Here is a 22,722-nt window from a genome sequence, read left to right as displayed (position 1 = left end):
CTACTTCTGGGCACCCTGATTGGCGACAGCTGCGGCACCTGCCGCGGCCGCTTCGGGGTCGAGGTAGCGTGCCGGCGAGATCGGCTTGAGCGTTTCGGCATCGAGCTCATACACCAGCGGAATACCGGTGGGGATGTTCAGCGCCGAAATCTCGTCATCACCGATTCCGTCGAGGTGTTTCACGAGGGCACGCAATGAATTACCGTGTGCCGCGACCATCACGGTCTTCCCGGCACGCAAATCACTCACAATCTCCGACTCCCAGAACGGCAGCAGCCGCTCGAGCACATCCTTGAGGCACTCGGTGCGCGGGATGTCGTCGCCAAGATTTGCGTAGCGACGCTCGCCCACCTGCGACCACTCGTTGTCATCGGCGAGCGGGGGCGGCGGCACATCGTACGAGCGGCGCCAGATCATGAACTGGTCTTCACCGAACTCATCGCGCACCTCGGCCTTGTTCTTGCCCTGCAGCGCGCCGTAGTGGCGCTCGTTGAGGCGCCAGTCACGCTTAGCGTCGATCCATGCAAAGCCGGCTTCTTTCAGCGCAATATTTGCGGTGTCGATCGCGCGAGTGAGCAGCGAAGTGTAAAGAATGTCGGGGGTCAGACCCGATTCACGGATCAGCTCACCGGCGCGCTTCGCCTCGCCCCGGCCTTTTTCGGTCAGTTCGACATCGACCCAACCGGTGAACAGGTTTTTTTCATTCCATTCGCTCTGTCCGTGGCGGACGAGAATGAGCGTCAGCGGTGCATTCATGCTTCTAGCGTAACGGGGTCGGGGTGTCTGCGCATAGCGCGTACGTGATCTGCACCGGCGACCGCGGTTATCCGTCGCCGAGCCCCGGGTTGGCCTCGACCAGCGCCTCCAGCGCGCTCTCTGAAAAAACCTTGCCGTAGTTGTCGAGCGCCCAATCGCTCGCCGCTGCGAAGCAGATCCACATGTCGCCGATAAAGGTGTGAAAAACAGTTTCTGAGCCTACTCCTTCTTGCACCACTAAATACTCAAATTGCTGAGCTCCGTGCGATTCGCTTTCCATCTCGACAAAGTCGGGGTCGTCGCGCAGTGCCGCAATGAGTGCGGCTTTTGCCTCCGGTTTTAGTTCAGCGTCAATCTGGAACACCGGCGTGCCGAGTGAAAAGCCCCAGTGACACCCTCGATATTTTTCAACTGAAGCAAGCGCTTTTCCTGCCGCCGGACCAACCTTCTGTGAAAACTCTTCGCTGCTCACTTCTCTCGCGCGCGAATCGTATCTTCTATCCTCCGGCAGCCTCTCCATGAACTTATCGTGTTCGGCCTGGGCCAGCGGATTCATCTCGGGGCACTCGGGGATGATGATATCCGCAGCCTGCGCGGTGCTTTCGGTTGCCTCTGCATGATGCCCATCAGCACCTGTTGCCGCGCCGCCATCGCCGGGAGTTTCGGGCGCACCCGACTCGCTCTGCGTGGGCGGCGCGCTCACTGAGTTTTCGGCCGCTGACTGCGAGTCGTGCTGCTGACAGCCGCCGAGTGAAACCGCCAGCCCAATTGCAACCACACCGATAACAAATCGTTTGTAAACCATGTCGCCTCGATACCGCCATCGCCTACCGGGTTGCTTTAATGCTAGCTGCTACGCAGCATCCACTCACTATCGGCGGCTCGTGCCGCGTCGCACTCCGATTACACACAGCGCCGCAAAGATGGCGCCCCACACTGCCAGGTTGCACACCATCTGCCAGAGCTCATAGTGCACGGGCGAACCGTCGTTCCCGTCAAAATAGACGCCCTGATCGAGCGGATACGCCGACAAGCGCACCACTCCCCAAACCGGCGTGAACACCGACAACTGCAGCAAAAATCCGCTCAGCGGCACAAAGGCGTTGCCGAGAAACATCAGGATGACGACAATACCGCTGGCAGCGCCCACCGCAGCTTCACTGCGCAGCAGCAACCCGAAAGCGAGACCGTACAGCGCGAACACCATCGCGCCCACCAGCAATAGGCCGGCGGTTGCTGCCCACACCCAGCCGTCCATCTTCGCGCCAACAATTACGCCGGCGATGTACACGGCAGTGATGGCCAATATCGCGTAGCTCAGCGCAACGATCACCTTGCTGGTGATATAGCCTGCGTTCGAAAACGGGGTTAGCCCCAATTGACGCCCCCACCCCTGCTGCAACTCAACCGCTGCCGATCCGGCAAGCGATGTGGTGGCGGTGATCGCAGCGTACGCACCCATCGACACCATGATGCTCGCGGTGATATTACCGCGACCGCTTTCAAGCGTCGTGCTCGAAAAATCCGACATGGTGCCAAAAATGATGAACATCGCCACCGGCAACACGATCACAAAAAACAGGTTGGTAAACATCCGCAAATTGCGGCGCAAATCAAACCCGATATAGCGCAGGTTCAGCACTCGACGCGGTGTTTCGGTGGTCATGATTGCTCCCTGTCGTTGTGGGCGGTGAGCTGTTCAAAGGCCTCGTCGAGGCTGGCCGCGCGAATCTCAATATCGCTCGCGGCAGTGTTGGTGAGCAGATAGCGTGCCGCAGCATCCGCATCGTCACATTTGAGTTCGATGCGCTGCGGGTCGAGGCGCACAGCCCGCTGCACCCCGGGCACCGCCTGTAATTCCGCCTCGGTAACGCCAGCAAGCCGGGCGGTGAGCGATTTACCACCGGCCAGCTCGCGAATCTCGCCAACCGCACCGTCGGCGACGAGCCTGCCATCGGCGATCAGCACAATGCGTTCGGCGAAGTCTTCGGCCTCTTTCAAATAATGTGTGGCGAAGATGATGGTGCGGCCACGATGCGCTTCTGCCCGCATCGCATCCCAAAATTCACCGCGCGCATTAACGTCCATCCCCGCGGTTGGTTCGTCGAGCACCAACAGGTCGGGGTTGGGCAGCAGCGCCAATGCAAAACGCAACCGCTGCTGCTCACCGCCCGAGCATTTTGACACTTTGCGGCCGGCGATCTTTTCAATCCCCGCCCGACGCAACGCCTCATCCACCCCGATGGTTTCGGCATACAGGGCGCCGATCATCTGCACCGTCTCTTTGACGCTCAGATCGGGCAGCAGCGCGCCGGTTTGCAACACCGCAGCTACCCTCCCCTGCTGCACGATCCCGTCGGGGGTTTCGCCGAGCACGCGCACCTCGCCAGAATCGGCCTGCGTGAGCCCCAACACAATATCGAGCGTGGTGGTTTTACCGGCACCGTTCGGCCCCAAAAAAGCCACAATTTCGCCGCGTGAAACGGTCAGCGACAGCTCGTCCACCGCGCGGAACCGGCCACCGCCGGGTTTTCGAAACGACTTGACCAGGTTGGTAATTTGCAGCGCTGGCGGATGATCACCGGCGCTACCTTTTGGGCTCGCAGGACGTGCTGTGTCGCTCATAGTGCAATCGTGCACAGTGAGCGTAAACAGCGGCTGGACGAGCCACTACGAACGCCACAATGACTGTTTCAGGTGGATGACCGCCGCGCAGCACCCGGATGCGCGCGGCAGCTAGCGCTGGCCGCGAAATTTTCGACGCAGTTCGGCCATCTGGGCGGCGTCACCGGCATCGGGCGCGACAATCACCGTCTGGTACGCATCCACCTGTTCGGGCGCACCGGCCTCCGACTCGGCGACAGCACCGTCGGCGACCTGGGCGGCGAGGTCGAGATCAACCCGCAGCGCCGCCTGCGGATCGACGTTCCGTTTGAGCAGCGCCAGCGCAATCGGCCCCTCGTCGTAGTGCAGCACCGTGCTCGTGATGCGGCCGACGGGCTTGTCGCCGTCACGCACGAGCGCACCGGGGGCTGGGAGCCGGCCATCCATCCCATCAAGATCAAGAAATGCCAGGCGGCGCGGCGGATGCCCGAGGTTGTGCACCTTGGCAACCGCCTCCTGTCCGCGATAGCAACCCTTGTTGAGGTGCACGGCGCTGCGAAGCAGGTCGAGTTCATGCGGCAGCGCCCGCTCATCAACCTCACGCGCGAACCGCGGGCGCCACGCGGCAACTCGCAGTGCTTCGAGCGCGAGCATTCCGGCCATCGTCAGTTCACCCGCACGCGCTGCCGTCAGCAGCCGATCGCGCCCCTCGGCCGACACGATCGTGAACTGCATCCGGTATCGCGTGCCCGGGTGCTCGTCAGGTGCGATCTCGGCGTACTGCGTGCCGCCCGCGGCGATGCCGGTCCAGGGATCGTCCCAGACCACCGCATCCGAAATGCCGTCGAGCGCCGCCATCGCGCCCATCGATGCGAACACAAACCGTTCGCCCGATAGATCGGTAACTTCCACCTGTTTCATGAACCGCATCCGGTGAAGAAACTCAGCCAGCGGTGCCGCACCATCGTGTTCGGTAATCAGCCAGGTGCATTCGCCATCATCCGCGAACGCGAACTGATGTTCGATGCGCCCCTGGGGCGAGAGGATGAGCGACTCACCATGCCCACCAACGGTCAACACTTGCGTACAAAGCGAAGTCAACCAGTCAGCCCGATCGGGGCCCGCCACGCGCACGACCCCGAGGTGGCTCGCATCCACAACAGCGGCGCCGCGCGCCAACGCCCGCTGCTCACGCAGCGGTTCGCCGTAGTGCGCGGCCACACCCGCATCGGGTGCCACACCTTCAACAGCTCCGGGAAGCCGCAAAAACGGGCTATTGCTCACTCTGACACCCGCGTCAGCTGCGCCGAGGCGTGGGTTGCGAGTTCGCCGCCGAGAGCGGCAATATCCCACGCCCAAAACATCCGCCCCTGCACCAGGCCGTACATGCGGGTGGCCGAGCGGTACTCCTCGCTGCCGGATGAACGCACAACACCCTCGGTTGCCAGATCAACGCGCGGCCCGCGAATCATGCCGTAATACAGCTCACTCACGCCGGTGGGATGCGCGAGAGTCACCTCAAGGTCGAAACCGTTTTGGTTGTTGCGAAGCTTCTCGACCGCATCGGCATTCGGGTACGAGGTGTTATCGCTCGGCGGGAGCATCCCCGGGCCCACGTCGCCGGCATCGCGCGGGCGAGCCAGGCGCCAAAAACCCATTTCGCTGGTCAGGGGCAGCAGCCCGGCAAGCTCATCGGATGCGGCAGGGGTGACCGTCGGACCCTTGGGCATGAGCGCATCCATGCCCTCGGGAAGGAACGGTTTTTCGGTTCCTTCAGCGGCGCCATTTTCTGCGCTGGGTTCGCCGGCTTCGCCAGCGTCGCTGGATCCATCCGGCAACAGCCACGAACGCGAACGGTACTCGAGGAACGGCTGGTCATTGTGGGTGAACTCGACACGCTGGTGGAACGGATGCATCCGCAGCTTGCCGCCAACCTCGTACTCGACCATACCCTCGCCCTCCCAGGTGCCGATGAGCCAGGTCAGCGGCACAAGTTCGGGTGGCAGATCAGTGGGAATATCAAACATCGCTCATCCCAAAAATCTCATCCTGCACGCCGCGGTGCTACGTCGCGCGTGGTGGTGTGCGCGGTGAGTAAGCGACGTGACAGCCGGTAGTGATGCCTAGCTCTGTCCCTTGAACAGGCCGCGGATCACGGCAATCGAAACGCCAACGATGCCCACCATTGCGGCACCGAGCAGGCCCATGAACAGAATCTCAAAGAACATCGCTGCATCCATGCCTTCAGTCTAGCCGATGCCATGCCGCACCCTCCGCGCCATTCCCGCCCTGCATCCCCTGCGCCTGCCTGTGTCTGCCTGCAGCTGCCTGTGCTGCCCCGCTTCTGTCTGCGCCTGCCTGCGCCTCCCCCGCCTCACATGCGCGCCTGCAGCTGTCTGCTTCACATGCGAATTTTGTTTCCTGGCTGCAATTTGCGCCGGAGAATTGTTTCCTGACTGCAGTTTTTTGCGGAGAATTGTTTCCTGGCTGCAAAATGCAGCGATTCCGCCCAAAACGCCGTTATTCCCGGGTTTTGCAGCCAAAATTCTGATGTCAGGAAACAAAAATCTGAGGCCAGAAAACAAAAATCTGCAGTGCCCAGGCAGAGCAGGGCCGGGCAGGGCATCTGGGCAGGGATGCAGGGCAGGGCAGCTGGGATGCTGGGATGCAAGGCCAGGCAGGGCATCTGGGATGCAGGACAGCTGGGCAGGGCAGCTGGCTGGGATGCTGGGCAGGGCAGCTGGGTTGGGATGCTGGGCCGCGCTAGCGGGCGGTGACGAATCCGGATGCGCCAGCCAGCACAAACACCAGCGAGGCAAGCGCCAGAATCACCGCTGCACCAGCCAAACTCAGCGACATGCGGTGGATGAACCCGGCCGGTTTGGCGAGGATCAGCTGCAGCAGCGCCGACACAAACACCAGCATCAGCATCGCGATTGAAACCCAGGCAAGCTGACGGTCACGCCCCGCGAGCACCCCAATCAGAATCGCCGCGAGCAGCGCGATCGCCCACGCAATCCCCACGGATGCGCGTTCACGTTTGGTCAGCGGGCCAGTGTCCATACCGCAATTGTGCCGCACCGCCATGACCCACAACACCTAGCATGTTCACACCACCATCATTTCGATGCGAAGGAGCAGCACCTTGGCGCAGCATTTCGGGCAGCAGTTCACCATCGCAACAGCCGGCGAGGCTGCCGAACTCGCCACCGAGATCCAGCAGCTCACCCGCACGGCAACCGCGGCCGACGGCCTCCCGCCCTTCAACGAAGAAACCCTCCTCAAACTCGCACAGCGGCAGGCAGTTACCGCACGGGATGCATCCGGTTCACTACTCGGCGCCGCCCTGTATCACGTCGATACCGCGGCCCACGCCGAGGGGATGATTATGGCCGAGCTGGTCGTGCATCCCCACGCTCGGCGCCGCCGAGTCGGCACCGCCCTCGCTCGCGAACTCACGTCCCTACTCACCACTCACGCGGCACGGCAGCTACAGGTGTGGGCGCACGGCAGCCTGCCCGGGTCTCGCGAGCTCGCCGCCTCGCTCGGCGCCACCGCCACTCGCGAGCTCTATGTGTTGGCGCTGCCGCTGCGCGCTCCCCTACGGCAGCCAGATCTTCCGGCCGGGATGCAAATTCGCGCTTTCGATGCCGACCGGGATGCTCGCGCCTGGGTTGCGTTGAACGCCAAAATTTTTGCGGCGCATCCCGAACAGGGCCGGCTGCAGCTGGCGGATCTTGAGGCTCGGATGCGCCAGCCCTGGTTCAATTCGGCAGATTTTTTGGTGCTCACCGCCGACGATGAGCTTGCCGGCTATTGCTGGTGCAAAATCGACGGTGACGAATACGAGATCTATGTGGTCGGTGTCGCCCCGAACCTTGCCGGCCAGGGGCTCGGACGCACGCTCATGAACGCCGGACTCAACCGCCTGCTCGAACGCGGCGCGAAGCGCGCCATTCTTTACGTCGACGGCAGCAACACCCCGGCCATGTCGCTTTATCGCCGGCTCGGGTTTGTCACTGAGCGTCTGGATGTTCAGTATTTCCTCGACCGAACTACAGTTGAGACAAGCAGCGCCACGAACTGAAAGGACGCGCGGAATGACCCCGGCCGCAGACCGCCTCGAAGACCTCGGACTCGACCGCTACGTAGATCGCGAACTCAGCTGGCTGGCGTTCAACCAGCGCGTCCTCGAACTCGGCGAAGACCACAGCGTGCCGCTGCTTGAGCGAGCAAATTTTTTGGCGATTTTCCCGTCCAACCTCGACGAATGGTTCATGGTGCGAGTCGCCGGGTTGAAGCGGCGCATCGACCTGGGGCTTGCGGTGCCGACCCCCGCAGGTGTGCCGCCCGCCGCCGAACTCGCACAGATTCGCGCCCTGGCGCACGAACTGCAGCAGCGTCACGCGCGCGTTTGGCGCGACGATCTCGAACCAAAACTCGCTGCCGAGGGCATCCGCATCCTGCAGTGGGATGACGTGGATGAATCAAGCCGCAAACACCTCCACAGCGTGTTCACCACCGAAATTTTCCCGGTGCTGATGCCGCTGGCAGTCGACCCGGCGCATCCCTTCCCCTATATTTCTGGCCTCTCACTCAACCTGTCGGTGCGGGTGCGCAATCCGCAAACCGGCCGAGTCGAGTTCGCCCGCCTCAAGGTGCCGCCGGTGCTCCCCCGTCTCTACCCGCTGCGCGCACCCGACGGGCAGCACTGGTTCATCCTGCTCGAAGATCTCATCGCGCAGCATCTCGACGAACTTTTCCCGGGGATGGAGGTCATCGACTTCCACGCTTTCCGCATCACGCGTAACGAAGACGTCAATATTGAAGAGGACGAGACCGAAGACCTGCTGCAGGCGCTCGAACAAGAGCTGTTGCGCCGCCGATTCGGCCCGCCCATCCGCCTCGAGGTGTCGGACGATATGGATGCCGAGACGCTTTCGCTGTTGAAGGATGAGCTCGACATCACCGACACCGAGGTCACGGTGCTACCCGGGCCGCTGGATCTGACGGCGCTGTTTGCGCTGTCGGGCATTAAACGCCCCGATTTAAAATTCGCCACACATGTGCCGGTCACCGCTCCCGAGTTCCGTCCCAGCGAGGGTGCCGACCCCACCGATCTGTTCAGCGCGATTGCTGAACGGGATGTGCTGGTACAGCACCCGTACGAATCGTTCTCAACCAGCGTGCAGGCGTTCATCTCGCAGGCCGCCAGCGACCCGAACGTGCTTGCCATCAAGCAGACGCTGTACCGCACCTCGGGTGACTCTCCGATCATCGCGTCGCTGATTAAGGCGGCTGAAGCCGGCAAACAGGTGCTCGCGCTGGTTGAAATTAAGGCACGCTTTGACGAGCAGAACAATATTGTTTGGGCGCGCAAGCTCGAAAAAGCCGGGGTGCACGTGGTGTACGGGCTGGTCGGCCTCAAAACCCACTGCAAGCTGCTCCAGGTCATTCGCCGCGAAGACGGACAGCTGCGCATCTACAACCACGTCGGCACCGGTAACTATCACCCGAAGACCTCCCGCATCTACGAAGACATGGGTCTGTTCACCTGCGCACCCGAAGTGTCAACCGATGTCACGCGCCTGTTTAACCAGCTTTCGGGTTATGCCATCGAACGCGATTTCACCCGGCTGCTGGTTGCACCGCTGCATCTTCGCAAGGGTTTGCTCGATCTCATCGAGGGCGAGCGGCAGGCCGCGCTCGCGGGAAAACCGAGTCGGGTGCGCATCAAGGTCAATTCGATGATCGATGAAGAAATTATCGACGCGCTCTATGCGGCCAGTCGTGCCGGAGTTGTGGTTGAGGTGTTCGTGCGCGGTATTTGCGGCCTGCGCCCAGGCGTGCCAAATATGAGCGAGACGATGAAAGTGCGATCGGTGGTGGGCCGGTATCTCGAGCACTCGCGCGTGTTTTCGTTCTTGAACGGCGGTGACGAGCAGGTGTACATCGGTTCGGCCGACATGATGCACCGCAACCTCGACCGTCGCATCGAAGCGCTCGTGCGACTCACCGAGCCCGAGCACGTGCAACGCTGTCAGCGCATGTTCGATCTGGTTATGTCGGGCGAGGTGGCCAGCTGGCATCTTGATTCGGATGCGAACTGGCACCGAGTTGCGCACGGTGACGATGGCCAGCCGCTTGCCGAGCTGCACGATGTCATCATGAACGACTACGTGCGGCGGGCTCGTCCGCAAGCAATCCGCTAAGCACTGAGCCAGCAGAACCCTTGAGCTAGAAGAGGCCCGGACCCAGAAGAACCCCTGAGCCAGAAGAATCCCTGAGCCAGAAGAATCCCTGAGCCAGAAAGGCAATTATGCAGCCCGCAGCCAGCAGTCACGATCAAACCGTCTATGCCGCAGGGTCGGTGTTGTGGCGGTTCGATGGCAAAAAACTACGAGTGCTGGTTATTCACCGCAACCGCCACAATGACTACTCATTGGCAAAGGGCAAGGTTGACCCTGGCGAGTCACTGGCGCAAACGGCAGCGCGTGAAATCTGGGAAGAAACCGGTTACCGAGTCGATCTGGGTGCACCGCTAGGCATCATCGACTACACGCTGCCCAGCGGGCGCCCGAAAGAGGTGCACTACTGGTCGAGCGAGGTCAGCGACGAACAGTTCACCAAGCACAAGTTCAAGCCCAATAGTGAGGTTGACCGGCTCGAGTGGCTCTCGGTAAAAAAAGCGAAGCAGGTACTCAGCTACGACCGAGATAAAGAGCTGCTGCAATTGCTGGCCGAGCGCTACGAGCGGGGTATTGCCAGCACGTTCCCGATCGTACTGCTGCGTCACGCCACGGCAATTCCGGCGGCACAGTGGCCCGGACACGACGAAACTCGCCCGCTCACCTCACGCGGTCTGGAGCAGTCGCAGCACATTATTCCGATCCTGCGCGCGTTTGGCCCGCAGCGCATCCTGACCTCGACTGCGGCCCGCTGCCGCGAGACGATTGCACCGCTGGCGGATGCGCTGGGAATCTTTCCCGAAAGCCACGCCTCGCTTTCGCAAAACACTTCGTCGGGTGATGCGGGATTGACTGAGGTGTTGGCGGATGTGCTCGAGCGGCGCGAGCCCGTGGTGTTGTGCAGTCATTCTCCGGTCATGCCCGAAGTGCTCACCGTGCTCGCCGAGGCCACCAATACCCGACTGAGCGGCCTGTCGCGTCAGGCAATGCTGTCGACCGCCGAGTGCTCGGTGCTGCACGTACCGACTGGAGATGTGCGTCTCGGGATTGTGGCAGCCGAAACGCACGGTCCGGTGATTTAGGCGGCAGACTCGCTCGCATTTGGTTCAGAACGAATTGATTCAGAACGAACATCACCGCCTGAATGAATGCCGTTCACCAAGCGTTTACCTTCAGCACGATGTCACGTAACTCGCAGCGCATAGTTTCACTTCGAACCCCGTTCTGGTTCCACAAACCCCATCTATGGAGGAAACTCAATGAAGCTTTCGCGCGTAGGCACTTCTGTTGCCTTCTCGGCAATTGCCGCTCTTGCTCTCGCTGGCTGCGCCGGCGGCGGTTCGGACGCAGGCGAGACCGCTGCGGCTACCGGCAACGAGGGTGGCGCGTCGTCGTCGCTTTCGGGCACCCTCAGCGCTACCGGCGCTAGCTCGCAGGGCACCGCTCAGAACGAAGCTTGGGTCCCCGGCTTCCAGTCGGAGAACAACGGCGTGACCGTTAACTACACCGGCGAAGGCTCGGGCCCGGGCCGCGACAACTTCGTCGCCGGCACCTCAGACTTCATCGGTTCAGACCGCGCTTTCAAGACCGAAGAGATCGCAGAAGGCAAGTTCGGCAGCTGCGCCGAGGGTTCGGCTCTGGTCGAGTTCCCCGCATACATCTCGCCCATCGCTATCGGTTACAACCTCCCCGAGGTTGAAGAGCTGAACCTCGACGGTGAGACCCTCTCGAACATCTTCGCCGGCAAGATCACCAAGTGGAACGACCCGGCAATTGCCAAGCTGAACGAGGGCGTCGAACTCCCCGACACCGCCATCAACGCTGTGCACCGCGGTGACGAGTCGGGCACCACCGGTAACTTCCTCAAGTACCTCGAGGCTGCTGCTCCCGAGGCTTGGACCTACGGCACTGAGGACGCCTTCCCGAGCGACCTCGGTGGCGAAGCTGCCGACAAGACCGGTGGTGTGGCGCAGGCCATCGCCGCTGGTGAGGGTTCGATTGGTTACCTCGACGCTTCGGCCGCAACCGAGCTGCAGACCGCCAAGGTCAAGTCGGGCGAAGACTTCGTCGCCTACACCCCCGAAGCTGCTGCCGCAGTTGTGGCTGGCTCGCCGAAGGCTGAGGGCCGCGAGGCGACCGACGTGGTCTACGACCTCGACTACACCGGCGTTGAGGGTGCCTACCCGATCGTTCTCGTGTCGTACCTCATCGGCTGCCAGGAGTACGCTGACTCGGCCAAGGCTGAGCTCGTGAAGGCTTACTTCAACTACGTGATCAGCCCCGAGGCTCAGGATGCAGCCGCTGGCGTTGCCGGCAACGCTCCGATCTCGGACGAGATCCGCAGCGAGGCACAGGCTGCCATCGACACCATCAAGTAGTCATCTGCTACTTGAAGACGTTGAACTGATACGTCAAGAACAGTGATGTTGCCCGGCACTCCCCCAAATCGGGGTGCCGGGCATCATCCGTTACCAAACTCCCCTTTGCAACCCACCAATTTTAGGAAGGCAAGCAGATGACGAGCGCTGATACTGCTCAGGCTCCGCAGGTATCTCGCCCTGCAACCGTCCGCCGCGCGGGCGACACCATCTTCCAAACTATTTCGACCACGTCGGGTGCACTCATCCTCGCGATTCTGGCAGCGGTCTTTGTATTCCTGCTCGCCCAGGGCGCGCCGGCGATCGTCGAACCGCTCGGATCTCGAGCCCCCGACAACTACCGAGAGTCTGCGGGCGGTTTCTGGCAGTATGTTGCGCCACTTGCTTTCGGCACCATCTGGGCGTCACTGCTCGCAATGCTGATCGCGCTCCCGGTAGGTATTGGTGTGGCGCTGTTCATCAGCCACTTCGGGCCGCGCCGTTTCGCCGGGCCGTTCGGGTTTATCGTCGATATGCTTGCCGCGGTGCCATCGGTTGTGTTCGGTCTGTGGGGCATCATCGTGCTTGCCCCCATCGCCGGCCCGCTCTACAAGTGGCTCAACGAATACATGGCATGGTTCCCGCTGTTTAGCGGCAACATCGTTCCCTCGGGCCGTAACCTCATGACCGCCGCAATCGTGCTCGCGATCATGATCCTGCCGATCATCACCTCGCTCTCACGAGAAATTTTTAAACAAACCCCGCGTCTGCACGAAGAAGCCTCGCTCGCGCTCGGCGCCACCCGCTGGGAGATGTGCAAGCAGGCAGTATTCCCCTACGCCAGCTCGGGTGTGTTTGCATCCGGCATTCTCGCGCTCGGCCGCGCACTCGGTGAGACCATGGCCGTCGCCATGGTGCTCTCGGGCACCGGGGTCGTGAGCTTCCAGGTGCTCACCGCACAGAACCCCACCACCATCGCAGCATCGATTGCGCAAAACTTCCCCGAGGCGCACGGTATGAACAGCAACACACTGATCGCTAGCGGTCTGGTGCTGTTCGCCATCACCCTCGCGGTGAACTCGATCGGCCGCTTCATCATCGCTCGAAACAACAAGTAGGAGATGCCAAACGTGACTACTGCAACTTCTGCAACCAAACACACGGGCAAGAAAAAAGTAAACTCGCTCGCCGCCGGGCGCCTCAAGGATTCAGTCGCGCCGCTGCTGCTGGTTGCCGCATTCGTTGTTTCGGGCATCATTTTTGGCCTGATGTGGATGACCTCCGGCGACGAATTCTCGAAGGTCAACGAACGCACCGGCCAGCTCACCGTGAACTTCAACTGGGGCGGTTGGATGGCACTCGCCGCAGTGCTCTACCTGGTTGCGATCTACTGGGTTAGCCGTACCGTTGAGGGCGCCCGGCAGGCGAAAAATCGACTGGTTTCAGGCCTGCTGCTTACTGCCTTCATCCTGGCAATGATTCCGCTGCTGTCGCTCGTGTTCTCGCTCGTGGTCCGTGGTGTTCCCGGTCTCGGTCTCGAACACTTCTTCACCAGCGATGCTTCGCGCCCCGGTCAAAAAGGTGCGCTGCACGCTATCGTCGGCACCCTCTGGATCACGCTGCTGACGACGCTCATCTCGGTACCGATCGGTATTTTCACCGCGATCTACCTCGTTGAATACGGCAAGGGAAACTTCCTCTCGCGTGCCATCAACTTCTTCGTGGATGTGATGACCGGTGTTCCGTCGATCGTTGCCGGTCTGTTCGCCTACGCCCTGTTCCTGCTCATCGTGCAGCAGACGGGCGGTACTCTCACCAACATCCGCTCTGGTTTCGTCGGTGCGATCGCACTCATGGTGCTGATGATTCCCACCGTGGTGCGTTCAGCCCAGGAGATGATCCGCCTGGTGCCGCCCGATCTGCGTGAGGCGTCATACGCACTCGGTGTACCAAAGTGGCGCACCATCGTGCGCGTAGTGCTGCCCACCTGCCTCGCGGGCCTGGTTACCGGTGTGCTGCTGGCTATCGCCCGCGTGATCGGTGAAACCGCGCCGCTGCTAGTGGCCGCCGGCTTCTCGATCAACATGAACACCAACCCGTTCCAGGGCATCATGACCTCACTGCCGGTGTTCGTCTACAACCAGCACGGTGGTTCGTTCCAGCTCGTCGGTAACGCGAAGCACGAGGCCGAGATGCTCGCCTGGGGTGGCGCGTTCATCCTGCTGGTCATCGTGATCGTGCTGAACCTCATCGGCCGCGTTATCTCGCACTACTTCTCGCCCAAGGGCAACCGCTAACCGCGTGGCGGAACAACGTTAGAAAAGGAATTTCAATGGCTAAGCGCATCGAAATCAAAGACCTCGACATCTACTACGACAAGTTCAAGGCCGTCGAAGGCGTGAACATGACTATTGAACCGAAGAGCGTTACCGCGTTCATCGGCCCCTCGGGTTGCGGTAAGTCGACCGTGCTGCGTTCGATCAACCGTATGCACGAGGTCATCCCCAAGGCGTGGGTTGACGGCGAGATCCTGCTCGACGGCGACAACCTCTACGGCCACGGCGTCGACCCGGTGATTGTACGTCGCCACATCGGCATGGTGTTCCAGCGCGCCAACCCGTTCCCCACCATGTCGATTCGTGAAAACGTGCTCGCCGGCGTGAAGCTCAACAACAAGCGCATCTCGAAAGCCGATGCCGAAGAGCTCGTTGAGACTTCGCTTCGCGGCGCAAACCTCTGGGAAGAGGTGAAGGACCGTCTCGACGCTCCCGGCGCGGGCCTTTCTGGTGGTCAGCAGCAGCGTCTGTGCATCGCCCGCGCGATCGCGGTAAAGCCCGATGTGCTGCTCATGGACGAGCCCTGTTCGGCCCTCGACCCGATCTCGACGCTCGCGATTGAAGACCTCATCCACGAGCTCAAGACCGACTACACCATCGTCATCGTGACCCACAACATGCAGCAGGCAACCCGTGTGAGCGACCGCACCGGCTTCTTCAACATTGCCGGTACCGGTAAGCCGGGCAAGCTCATCGAGTTTGATGACACCCGCACGATCTTCGAAAACCCCTCGAACCAGCAGACCCAGGACTACGTGACCGGCCGTTTCGGTTAGGTCTTTCGGGTCAAGTCAACCTGGCCTCGCCATCTTCGGATGCGCGAGGCCAGTTACTTTTCCGCCGCATCCAATCGATGTCGGCTGAAATATGAACGGGATGCGGGAGGCTCCCGACGCATGCCGGCAATAAAAATACCGGGCCGCAGAACGCCTCTCGGCGGAAGGCCGCTCGCAGCGGCAAAAATTGGAGCCCGGGGTTACTGCGGCCCGGCGGGTCACCACGATACCGATATTCGAGTCGACTCGCCAGTGCTGATTTGCGAGCCGCACTAGTCGAGCTTTCCCTGCCGCTGCAGCGAGGCGGCAGCAGCTAAATCGCGACCGTACTCCAGGTAGCGGGCACCGCGGATCGCGGCTGCTTCAGCAAGTTTTTCTGGCTCGCTGGTGAGCCCATCCCCCGCATCAATATCGTCGGCGAAGGCTCCAAAACCGAGCGACATGACCATGCAGAAGGATGCGGCCCGGTCGAGTGCGTTCGCGAAGTCGCCGGTGAATGCGCCACGCAAAATCTCATCGGTCAGTTCGCGAATTTCTGCCGGCCCGGTGGGTTCTGGCGCGCCGGCAACCAGCGAATGAATTGAGCGGTCTCGCGCCACTCCCCTGCGAAACGCGATGGCCGCACTGTCGGTGTCGCGCGATACCGCCGCGTGTACGAGATACAGCCGCCACAGCGCGCCGGGCAGTGTGCGCGGCGCCGATTTGGCCCACAGTTCGGCCAAGTCAGACACACCGTGCTCGGCGGTGTAGCGAACCGTGCGTTTCACCACACTCGGGTCATCACTGCCGTGTACCCGGTGTAGGAGGGCACGGGCGGTTTCGTGTGCCACACGGCTGATGGCCGCCGGATCATCACCGCCGATGTAGTGGTCGAATGCCTCAATTGGCATCCGCACTGGTCGATGATGTCGTTCCACAGGGCTCGCTTTCTTGCATCCGGTATTTTTGCGGTCGCGCCGGCGCAACCTCGTCTGACAGTACCCCTAGGCTAGACGTCATGAGCCTGTCAGTTCACGACGCTAACAGCGAACCCACCGAACCGCTTGTCGATTCTCACCAGCAGCAAACGGCGCCGGGAGCCACCGTGAAGCGGGTGACCGCTGCGGTGCTGGCGCTGATCATGCTGGTTTCGCTGCTGCTTCCCTGGTGGCAAACGCAATTTGATTTCCGGGATGCGGTGGGCGGCCCACTGCATGGCTGGCAGCTCATCCAGATCGGTTTCGGGGCCGGTCACGCCGATGTGTCGGGGCTGTCGGCAATCGGCCGGGTGGCGCTGGGGCTAGTACCGACGCTGCCGCTGATTGTGTTGGCGCTGATGCTGGTGGTGCGGGCCGTGCGACCGCACGCCATAACCGCGCCGACGATCGCGATCTGGGCGGTGCTCGAACTGCTGGCAATCGGCTGGCTGCAGGTGCTGGGATGGGCGCAGCTCAATCGGTACCTGGGCGTGCATCCGGCGCTTTTTGGCACGTTGATTGCGGCGATGGCGTGCCTGTTTGCGCTGATCGCCTATTTGAACTGGTGGCGGCGCGGCGAACGCGATCATTTTGCGGTGCAGGGCCCCGAGCAATCGGATGCGGTGGTCCCGCTTGGTGCGGATGATCTCGTCACCGAGCTGACCGATGGTGCGGATGTGGATGAGGCGGCCGAAGACGGCGCTGCGGACGCTGATGGTGGCGAGGATGTGCAAGGACGGGCAAAATCACGTTAGACTGCTCGTTGGGCCTATAGCTCAGTTGGCAGAGCAGTGGACTTTTAATCCATGGGTCGCGGGTTCGAGCCCCGCTGGGCCCACCAATAAAACACCAGATCAGCACCCGATTCTTTCTAGCTGACTCGATCTCCCGAGTGGATCATCCAGTCGTGTTGGCGTTGCCGATGCTCACTGAGTAGCTTGAGCACAATTATGAACGCCGCTCTTGCGATGGCCGGTCATTATGAGTTCGTGGCTCTTTACAGAGGTAGGGTGAGTTCATGCGTCGAAGCGTCGGCCTGGGGTTATTGGTTCTTGCGTCGGTGGCAGTTCTCGCTGGCTGCGTCAGCCAGGGCGGTGTGACTCCCCCGACGACGAATAGCGCGCCGGTTGACCTCAGAGAGAAAAAGCCGGAGCTCGAAATCACCGATGCAGCACAAAAGTGCGTCGTTGAAATCGACACAGTGCTATTCCTTGAACCACCCGGGATCCACGGTCGAGACGGTTTCTGGGCGCACTATGACCCAGAGCTGTACAACGCCAGCGTGGTTGACGGAGAGTGGCACTTCGAGTTCCTCCCCACCCACGAGGTGATGGCGAAGGCTACGTGTCACACCGACGGCACTGATGTTGTTTCAATGACTCGACGCGAGTTCGAAGACGCCATGATCGGGTACACCTACGAGCACTACCAAGAAGACCTTGTAACCGAGTAGGTACTGCCATCTCAGCCCCTCGATACGTGTGGTACCGATATGGTTGATGCCGCGCGGAACGATTGACGCCTCGATTGAGGTGTAGCCGTTTCCTCTCGGCAAACCGCGTTCCAATACCGAAGGGAACTCTCGATGTACACGGGTGATGATCTTCGGTTGCAGCGTGTTCTACAAGTTGGTCCGTCCGGCAAGGTGTTGGGTGAGTTTGCCATGGAGGTCAATGCTAAGGGCCACCTCATCAGTCGCGCTTGGGTTATACGGTCTGACAAATGGATCCCCATCGATGCCCACGAACTTTGGTGGGACACCCGCACCGACGCTCTCTACGACCTCGCCGGTGAATTCGACCCAAACCTCCGCCCCGACTGACTCTCCACCGACCCGCTGTCGCGCGTGGCCACTCACTAGCCGCGCCTAAGTAGGAGGTGGCTATTTGGTGACCTCGACGCACCCGTCATAGGTGCGGCCGTTCATGGCTGCCTCGAACTCGGCGCGAGTCATCGCGATGATGTTTTCACCGTCTGTCTGGCAGGTGAGTGTCGCGATGTCTTCGTGTGTAGGCGGAAACTCGATATACCATTCCCATCCACGAGGTTGGCTCGAGCGTCGCTGGTGCTGTAGTGGTCGCCAAATGAGTCGCTATACGGTGCTCCAAGCTCGGCTGCGGGGATATCAAACACATTCGCGGTGAGCCTGCTCGCGCAGTATTCAATCGCGAGTTCTTCACTGAGCACCGGCGTGCTTGTAGGACTTGATTCTGGAGTTGTCTTCGGTGATGCGGTGTGCTGCACCGGCCCGGTTTCCGAGCCAGCCTCGCTCGTCTGGCCCGCAGTTGGCGCGCTGCACCCGGCGATAGCGATGAGCGCGACAGCGATGACCGCGCCCGTGGTCAATGGTTTGCGTATAACAACCAGGCTATCTACTGAGAAACGAACACGTATTGAGCCGCCCCCTTCATTCGGTCCGGACGTTCTGTGAGTCGTCGGTTTCCATTTGATGGGTGCACTGCCGAGCGTACTCGGCTGGGGTTAGGTAGCCGAGCGAGGAGTGCCGGCGGTGGTGGCGGCCCAGCAGGAGCGCCCGCATGGTCGCGCTGGGCTCGAGTGCCAGTACGTGTGCCTCAGGGAGGCGCTCGAGAATCTCTACCGCAGCTGTGCCCGAGCCTGCCCCGATGTCGAGAATTGCGCCGACTTCGGGCTGAAAGTGGGGAAGTGCCTCGGCGAGTGCGGCCTGTTGAGCGGCTCGATATGGTGCCGCGAATAGGTCGTATGCGCCCGCAGCGGCGCGGTAAGGGTCATCGTGCATAAGGTCTCGGGCCCTTCTGGTTGCCTCGCTCGCTAGCCATTCTGGCAATGCGACTGATAATCGTTCGCAATAGTAGCAAGTCTTGAAGGAGAGCTAAGCGTGCACGAGGGCACCTGTGTCGTGTGTCGTGCTCAGCCGGAGGCCCGGTTCGTAGGCCGCTGGTGAGGTTTAGCGATCTCGAAGATTGGCTTAACCTTCGGCTTGTGCTGCAGATATTTCACGGTCACGCAGGTGCCAATGGGGTAGTGGTCGTCCATGAACTGTTCGGTGTACTCGCGCGCGTTGCCTGAGACATCGGTGAAGCGCACCCAGGCGAAGGTTTCGGGCCCTGAATCCCAGTTGTGATTGCACTTGATGATCGTGCCGGTTGTGACGGTGCCGTTCTCGAGCAGCTCAGTGTCTTCGGCTGCCTTGGCGAAGCTGCGGCGCCTATCAAGCTCGAGCAGAATGATGATGAAGACGCCCGCTACTGCGAAGAACAGGGCATCGAATAGGTCTCTCTCTTCGGGGCTCAAAAAGTGTCCAACGCCGTAAACGATGCCGAGTAGACCGAGGGGCGTCAGGTTGCGCTGGTCGAACTGAATCGGACGCCTAAGCTTTCTCGGCGAATACTCGTCATTATAAATTTCAGCGGTGTCGTCGAGCTCGCCAGCAATGATGGTGAGGAAGGGCGCGATACCGCCCAGCACAATTATCGGGGCCCAGTCGAATAGCCAGTGGACAATGCCCGGCAGCGTCACTCCAAACAGCGAATCCGGCCCGTAGCCATTGATGAAACCGGCCACGAGAGCCACGATCGTGAGCGGGTTTGCGATGCTGCGCAGGTGGAATGCCCAGCGCTTGAATCGAGCCTCTAGTTCGGATGCTTTTGTTGACCGGGCCACTTGAAACTGATCCTTTCGCAGCACGCTCTCAGTCGGGGTGAGCCGCCCCCTTCATTCGGTCCGGACGTTCTGTGAGTCGTCGGTTTCCATTTGATGGGTGCACTGCCGAGTGTACTCGGCTGGGGTTAGGTAGCCGAGCGAGGAGTGCCGGCGGTGGTGGTTGTACTCGTCCTTCCAGTCGCCGATGATGACCTGTGCGTGCAGCAGCGAGTAGAAGCTGTTGATGTTGAGGCACTCGTCGCGGATCCGGCTGTTGAACGACTCGACGTACCCGTTGCGCCACGGCGAGCCCGGAGGGATGTAGGACAGGCCGGTGCGGGTGCCAGCCCAGTCGGCCATCGCCTCGCTGATGAACTCCGGCCCGTTGTCCGACCTGAGCACCGCCGGGGCGCCCCGGGCGGCGACGAGGTCCTCGAGGTGGGCGGTGAGTCGGTCGGCGGTAATCGAGCGCTCCACGAGGCCGCCGATGCACTCCCGGGTGTGTTCGTCGACGATCGAGCAGATCTTGATCAATCGTCCGTGCTCGTCGGCGTCGAACTGGAAGTCCACCGCCCACACCACGTTCGGCGCGTCCGCCGTCGGCGCGTCGACGGTCGAGGACCCGACGCGCTTGCGTCGACGCCGCTGCGGGACCCGGAGCCCTTCGTCACGCCACAGGCGTTGGATCTTCTTGTGGTTCACCACCCACCCCTCGGCGCGGGCGTCGTGATACGCCCGCCGATACCCGTAGCGGGGATGGTCCTTCGCCCAGGCGCGCAGCCACTCCCTGAGCGCCCGATCCGGGTCCGTGACCGTGTCGCCCTTGAGCGGTCGCCGGTACGCGGAGCGGCTCAGCCCGACCAGACGGCACGCCATCCGTTCGCTCACCCGCAACTTGCGCTTGAGGTGATCGACGGCGGCGCGGCGCCTGTCCGGGCTTAGAAGTTTCCCTCAGCCAGCTCCTTGAGCGCGGCCTTCTCCAGCTCCGCTTCCGCGAGCAGACGCTTCAGGGTCGCGTTCTGCTTCTCCAACTCCTTCAGACACTTTGCGTCGTCGGCCTTGAGGCCGCCGTACTGGTTCCGCCACCGGTAGTACGTCTGCTCGGACACCCCCAGCTCCCGGCACACCGCCGCGACGTCCTGACCATCGGTGAGCATCCTGTCGGCCTGCCCGAGCTTACGGACGACCTGCTCCGGGGTGTGACGCTTCCTGCTGTTCGTCATGATCTGACCAGTCTCCCTGCCCGCGACCGCGGGCAACAGGACGACTCTCATAACGACTGGACCTACGAAACGGGGTCAGCCCAGTATCAAGTCGTGATTGAAAGGAAACACTCATGCACATCAACGAAATCATTCGAATGACCTCATCAATTTGCATGAGTTGTTCCTTTCGTTTGAATGATTAAGTAGGGTTGGGGTTTATGCGGAAGCTCCTTGTGCCAGCAGGTTTTGCGGCGGTTTTGTTCTTGGCGGGCTGTGCGCAAACTGATGCCTCGCCGGAAGACACCGGAGAAACTGAGCTGCCTGACTTCCGCGCGCAGGCACCAGAGTTGGGGCTGATGGATGCTGCCCACAAATGCGCCACCGCAGTCGACCGCACACTGTTCCTTGAACCCGAGGGGATTTCCGGTGGTGAAGGTCTGTGGCGGCATTACGACACAGAACTGTTTAACGCCACCGTGAAGAACGGCGAGTGGTACATCGAGTTCCTGCCAACGCATGAACGCATTGCAAAAGCCACCTGTCACACAGATGGCACCGAAGTCGTGCCGATGACGCGCCTCGAGTTCGAAGAAGCGATGCGTGGCTACACCTACGAAAACTACGAGGAACTCGTAACTGAATAGCCGCCCCGGAGCGCTTCAACTGGCACGCCGTGTTCTTTCGCGACCTGCTGCTTCCAGTCCGCAACCAGAATTGAATCGATTACTTGAACTCGGCAGCAGCTTGTTCGGTGTTTCGGCTCGAGCGATGGCTTTTTCGAGTTCGGTTTTCTGGGATTCTTGTAGCTGGTCGAACTGCTCTGCTTTCTTGCGGAGGTCTTGGTAGTCGGCGTATTTGGCACATTCACGGTTCAGGCGTTCCGCGATGATGCGGTCGAGGTCTGCTTGCGTGGCCGGTGGCTTGAACCCCGGCTTGTCCGCCTGTGCTTCGGTCTGCTGTTCACTCATGACAGTTGTGCTTCTCCCGCCCGTACGGGCGTCGTTGGCTGCTGACACAACCCCTCAGCGGAGGGAAGGGGAAAATGAAAACACCCGCCTGGGGTGGGTGTTTTATCGCTACACAGCCGATTTCAGTTAGCGGTAGCAGTTTGTGCTGAGTCGCAGTGGTTCGGGTGGGCTAGAGCGTCCTAGCTTGCAGTTGGTATTCGTCAACGAGATCGTCATATGCGACGTCATCGACACCAACCGATTCAGCAACCATTCGACGGACTTGAAGACGAACAGCGTCGGTTGCATGCGGGAAGGCGTCAGAATCTAAGAGCATCGCGACGCTTGGTTCTCCAGCATCGAGTGCCTCTTGTACATGCGTGGTTTGCTCAGCAGTCAGCCACGGCTTCAGCGCAACAAATACTACCCCCGCATTCTCTTGCACGTACGTTTCCATGTCCCCACTCTATCCCCGCTCTATCGGGAATGCACTCACCGCTTGTCCCCGGGGCGAGACCACAACTGCTACGTCGACACCATTAACGTTGCCAATTCTGTATCGACCGGTTTGATTTGACCGGAGCACTTGCTCGATAGCTTTTGCAATGCGATTCTCATCCCAATCACTGGGGAACTCACTGCGGTCATTTCTCCACCCGAAGCCATAGGCGTGACCACCAGCAGAACTCCCGTCTCTGCTTCGGTCGCCGTACAGGATGTGGTTCCACTCCTTCACACGGAGCTTTGGCAGTTCATCCGGCCACCAACCTGGCGGCTCGGAATGACGCGCAGGGGCACCGGAAACCGTTTCGTAGCCAACGCTCCTAGCCCCGCACGCTCTCGCATTGACTCGCGGCGATGCTGCTCATATTTCGCGAGTTGGAGAGTGCCATTCACCTGCCCCCCACGGTTAGGTCCGGACGCGGCCGTAAATGGGCTGACCAGGCCACCAAGTAACCGTGTAACGCAAGAACCC

The 22,722-nt window shown here is 61.1% G+C and carries 24 protein-coding genes and 1 tRNA gene; 11 read left to right on the top strand and 14 right to left on the bottom strand.

Annotation, left to right across the window (positions count from 1 at the left end):
• The 7 genes from JMV54_RS06700 to JMV54_RS06670 all read right to left on the bottom strand — a co-directional run bounded on the left by JMV54_RS06700 (position 1) and on the right by JMV54_RS06670 (position 6,423).
• Positions 1–756, bottom strand: a complete 756-nt coding sequence (locus tag JMV54_RS06700; protein WP_201518153.1) for a phosphoglyceromutase — start codon at positions 754–756, stop codon at positions 1–3.
• Positions 757–823: 67 nt separating this feature from the next.
• A complete protein-coding gene (locus tag JMV54_RS06695; protein WP_201518152.1) occupies positions 824–1,459 on the bottom strand; it encodes a hypothetical protein in 636 nt (211 codons plus the stop codon).
• Positions 1,460–1,627: 168 nt separating this feature from the next.
• Entirely contained in the window at positions 1,628–2,422 is a 795-nt protein-coding gene (locus JMV54_RS06690; RefSeq protein WP_201518151.1) for an ABC transporter permease, read from the bottom strand.
• On the bottom strand, positions 2,419–3,381 hold the full coding sequence (locus JMV54_RS06685; RefSeq protein ID WP_201518150.1) for an ABC transporter ATP-binding protein: 963 nt from the start codon (positions 3,379–3,381) through the stop codon (positions 2,419–2,421). Before JMV54_RS06685 ends, JMV54_RS06690 begins: the two co-directional genes overlap by 4 nt.
• A gap of 111 nt (positions 3,382–3,492) precedes the next feature.
• A complete protein-coding gene (gene ygfZ / locus JMV54_RS06680; protein WP_201518149.1) occupies positions 3,493–4,644 on the bottom strand; it encodes a CAF17-like 4Fe-4S cluster assembly/insertion protein YgfZ in 1,152 nt (383 codons plus the stop codon).
• A complete protein-coding gene (locus JMV54_RS06675; protein WP_201518148.1) occupies positions 4,641–5,387 on the bottom strand; it encodes a heme-binding beta-barrel domain-containing protein in 747 nt (248 codons plus the stop codon). The genes ygfZ and JMV54_RS06675 overlap by 4 nt, the downstream gene beginning before the upstream one ends.
• A 736-nt stretch (positions 5,388–6,123) precedes the next feature.
• Positions 6,124–6,423: a hypothetical protein gene (locus tag JMV54_RS06670; protein ID WP_201518147.1), complete on the bottom strand. Its 300-nt coding sequence runs from the start codon at positions 6,421–6,423 to the stop codon at positions 6,124–6,126.
• An 82-nt stretch (positions 6,424–6,505) separates the two neighbouring features.
• Here JMV54_RS06670 and mshD point away from each other — a divergent pair, with 82 nt between their 5' ends.
• The 7 genes from mshD to pstB all read left to right on the top strand — a co-directional run bounded on the left by mshD (position 6,506) and on the right by pstB (position 15,017).
• Positions 6,506–7,447 (top strand): mycothiol synthase, encoded by a 942-nt coding sequence (gene mshD, locus JMV54_RS06665; protein WP_201518146.1) that lies wholly within the window; start codon positions 6,506–6,508, stop codon positions 7,445–7,447.
• 13 nt (positions 7,448–7,460) lie between these two features.
• The gene (locus JMV54_RS06660; RefSeq protein ID WP_201518145.1) at positions 7,461–9,572 is read left to right on the top strand and encodes an RNA degradosome polyphosphate kinase; all 2,112 of its coding nucleotides are present in this window, start codon (positions 7,461–7,463) and stop codon (positions 9,570–9,572) included.
• Between the two features lie 107 nt (positions 9,573–9,679).
• Complete coding sequence (locus tag JMV54_RS06655) at positions 9,680–10,630, top strand: NUDIX hydrolase (RefSeq protein WP_201518144.1); 951 nt, start codon at positions 9,680–9,682, stop codon at positions 10,628–10,630.
• Between the two features lie 177 nt (positions 10,631–10,807).
• The gene (pstS, locus tag JMV54_RS06650) at positions 10,808–11,926 is read left to right on the top strand and encodes a phosphate ABC transporter substrate-binding protein PstS (protein ID WP_201518143.1); all 1,119 of its coding nucleotides are present in this window, start codon (positions 10,808–10,810) and stop codon (positions 11,924–11,926) included.
• A 137-nt stretch (positions 11,927–12,063) separates the two neighbouring features.
• Complete coding sequence (gene pstC / locus JMV54_RS06645) at positions 12,064–13,023, top strand: phosphate ABC transporter permease subunit PstC (protein ID WP_201518142.1); 960 nt, start codon at positions 12,064–12,066, stop codon at positions 13,021–13,023.
• Positions 13,024–13,026: 3 nt separating this feature from the next.
• Entirely contained in the window at positions 13,027–14,202 is a 1,176-nt protein-coding gene (gene pstA / locus JMV54_RS06640) for a phosphate ABC transporter permease PstA (RefSeq protein WP_201518141.1), read from the top strand.
• A gap of 35 nt (positions 14,203–14,237) precedes the next feature.
• Entirely contained in the window at positions 14,238–15,017 is a 780-nt protein-coding gene (gene pstB / locus JMV54_RS06635; protein ID WP_201518140.1) for a phosphate ABC transporter ATP-binding protein PstB, read from the top strand.
• Between the two features lie 272 nt (positions 15,018–15,289).
• On the opposite strand, the gene JMV54_RS06630 is transcribed toward pstB, so the two are convergent.
• On the bottom strand, positions 15,290–15,907 hold the full coding sequence (locus JMV54_RS06630) for a DNA-directed RNA polymerase subunit beta (protein WP_201518206.1): 618 nt from the start codon (positions 15,905–15,907) through the stop codon (positions 15,290–15,292).
• A gap of 107 nt (positions 15,908–16,014) precedes the next feature.
• On the opposite strand from JMV54_RS06630, the gene JMV54_RS06625 reads away from it, so the two are divergent.
• From JMV54_RS06625 to JMV54_RS06615, 3 genes are all read left to right on the top strand, one after another.
• Entirely contained in the window at positions 16,015–16,728 is a 714-nt protein-coding gene (locus JMV54_RS06625; RefSeq protein WP_201518139.1) for a hypothetical protein, read from the top strand.
• A gap of 10 nt (positions 16,729–16,738) precedes the next feature.
• Positions 16,739–16,814: transfer RNA gene (locus tag JMV54_RS06620), tRNA-Lys, on the top strand.
• A gap of 177 nt (positions 16,815–16,991) precedes the next feature.
• The gene (locus tag JMV54_RS06615) at positions 16,992–17,426 is read left to right on the top strand and encodes a hypothetical protein (RefSeq protein WP_201518138.1); all 435 of its coding nucleotides are present in this window, start codon (positions 16,992–16,994) and stop codon (positions 17,424–17,426) included.
• 954 nt (positions 17,427–18,380) lie between these two features.
• Here JMV54_RS06615 and JMV54_RS06610 read toward each other — a convergent pair.
• The 3 genes from JMV54_RS06610 to JMV54_RS06600 form a co-directional block, all read right to left on the bottom strand.
• Positions 18,381–18,731 carry a class I SAM-dependent methyltransferase gene (locus tag JMV54_RS06610; RefSeq protein ID WP_201518137.1) on the bottom strand — a complete coding sequence of 117 codons (351 nt, stop codon included), beginning with the start codon at positions 18,729–18,731 and terminating at the stop codon, positions 18,381–18,383.
• Between the two features lie 131 nt (positions 18,732–18,862).
• Complete coding sequence (locus JMV54_RS06605) at positions 18,863–19,615, bottom strand: hypothetical protein (protein ID WP_201518136.1); 753 nt, start codon at positions 19,613–19,615, stop codon at positions 18,863–18,865.
• 51 nt (positions 19,616–19,666) lie between these two features.
• Positions 19,667–20,817 (bottom strand): IS3 family transposase gene (locus JMV54_RS06600; protein ID WP_201518135.1). Its coding sequence is split into 2 segments (ribosomal slippage): positions 19,667–20,547 and positions 20,547–20,817, totalling 1,152 coding nucleotides; the frame shifts between segments, so codons are not numbered across the junction.
• A gap of 200 nt (positions 20,818–21,017) precedes the next feature.
• Between JMV54_RS06600 and JMV54_RS06595 the strand changes: the two genes are divergently transcribed.
• Positions 21,018–21,443: a hypothetical protein gene (locus JMV54_RS06595; protein ID WP_201518134.1), complete on the top strand. Its 426-nt coding sequence runs from the start codon at positions 21,018–21,020 to the stop codon at positions 21,441–21,443.
• 15 nt (positions 21,444–21,458) lie between these two features.
• Here JMV54_RS06595 and JMV54_RS06590 read toward each other — a convergent pair whose 3' ends face one another.
• From JMV54_RS06590 to JMV54_RS10825, 3 genes are all read right to left on the bottom strand, one after another.
• Positions 21,459–21,767, bottom strand: coding sequence for a hypothetical protein (locus JMV54_RS06590; RefSeq protein WP_201518133.1), 309 nt, complete (start codon positions 21,765–21,767; stop codon positions 21,459–21,461).
• Between the two features lie 169 nt (positions 21,768–21,936).
• Positions 21,937–22,203 (bottom strand): hypothetical protein, encoded by a 267-nt coding sequence (locus JMV54_RS06585; protein ID WP_201518132.1) that lies wholly within the window; start codon positions 22,201–22,203, stop codon positions 21,937–21,939.
• Between the two features lie 9 nt (positions 22,204–22,212).
• Entirely contained in the window at positions 22,213–22,482 is a 270-nt protein-coding gene (locus JMV54_RS10825; RefSeq protein WP_201518131.1) for an EndoU domain-containing protein, read from the bottom strand.
• Between the last annotated feature and the right edge of the window lie 240 nt (positions 22,483–22,722).

Source organism: Gulosibacter hominis (genome assembly GCF_904842695.1).
GTDB classification, from domain to species: Bacteria; Actinomycetota; Actinomycetes; order Actinomycetales; family Microbacteriaceae; genus Gulosibacter; species Gulosibacter hominis.
Note: the sequence above shows the minus strand (reverse complement) of the source record. Positions and strands in the feature narration are given on the sequence as shown.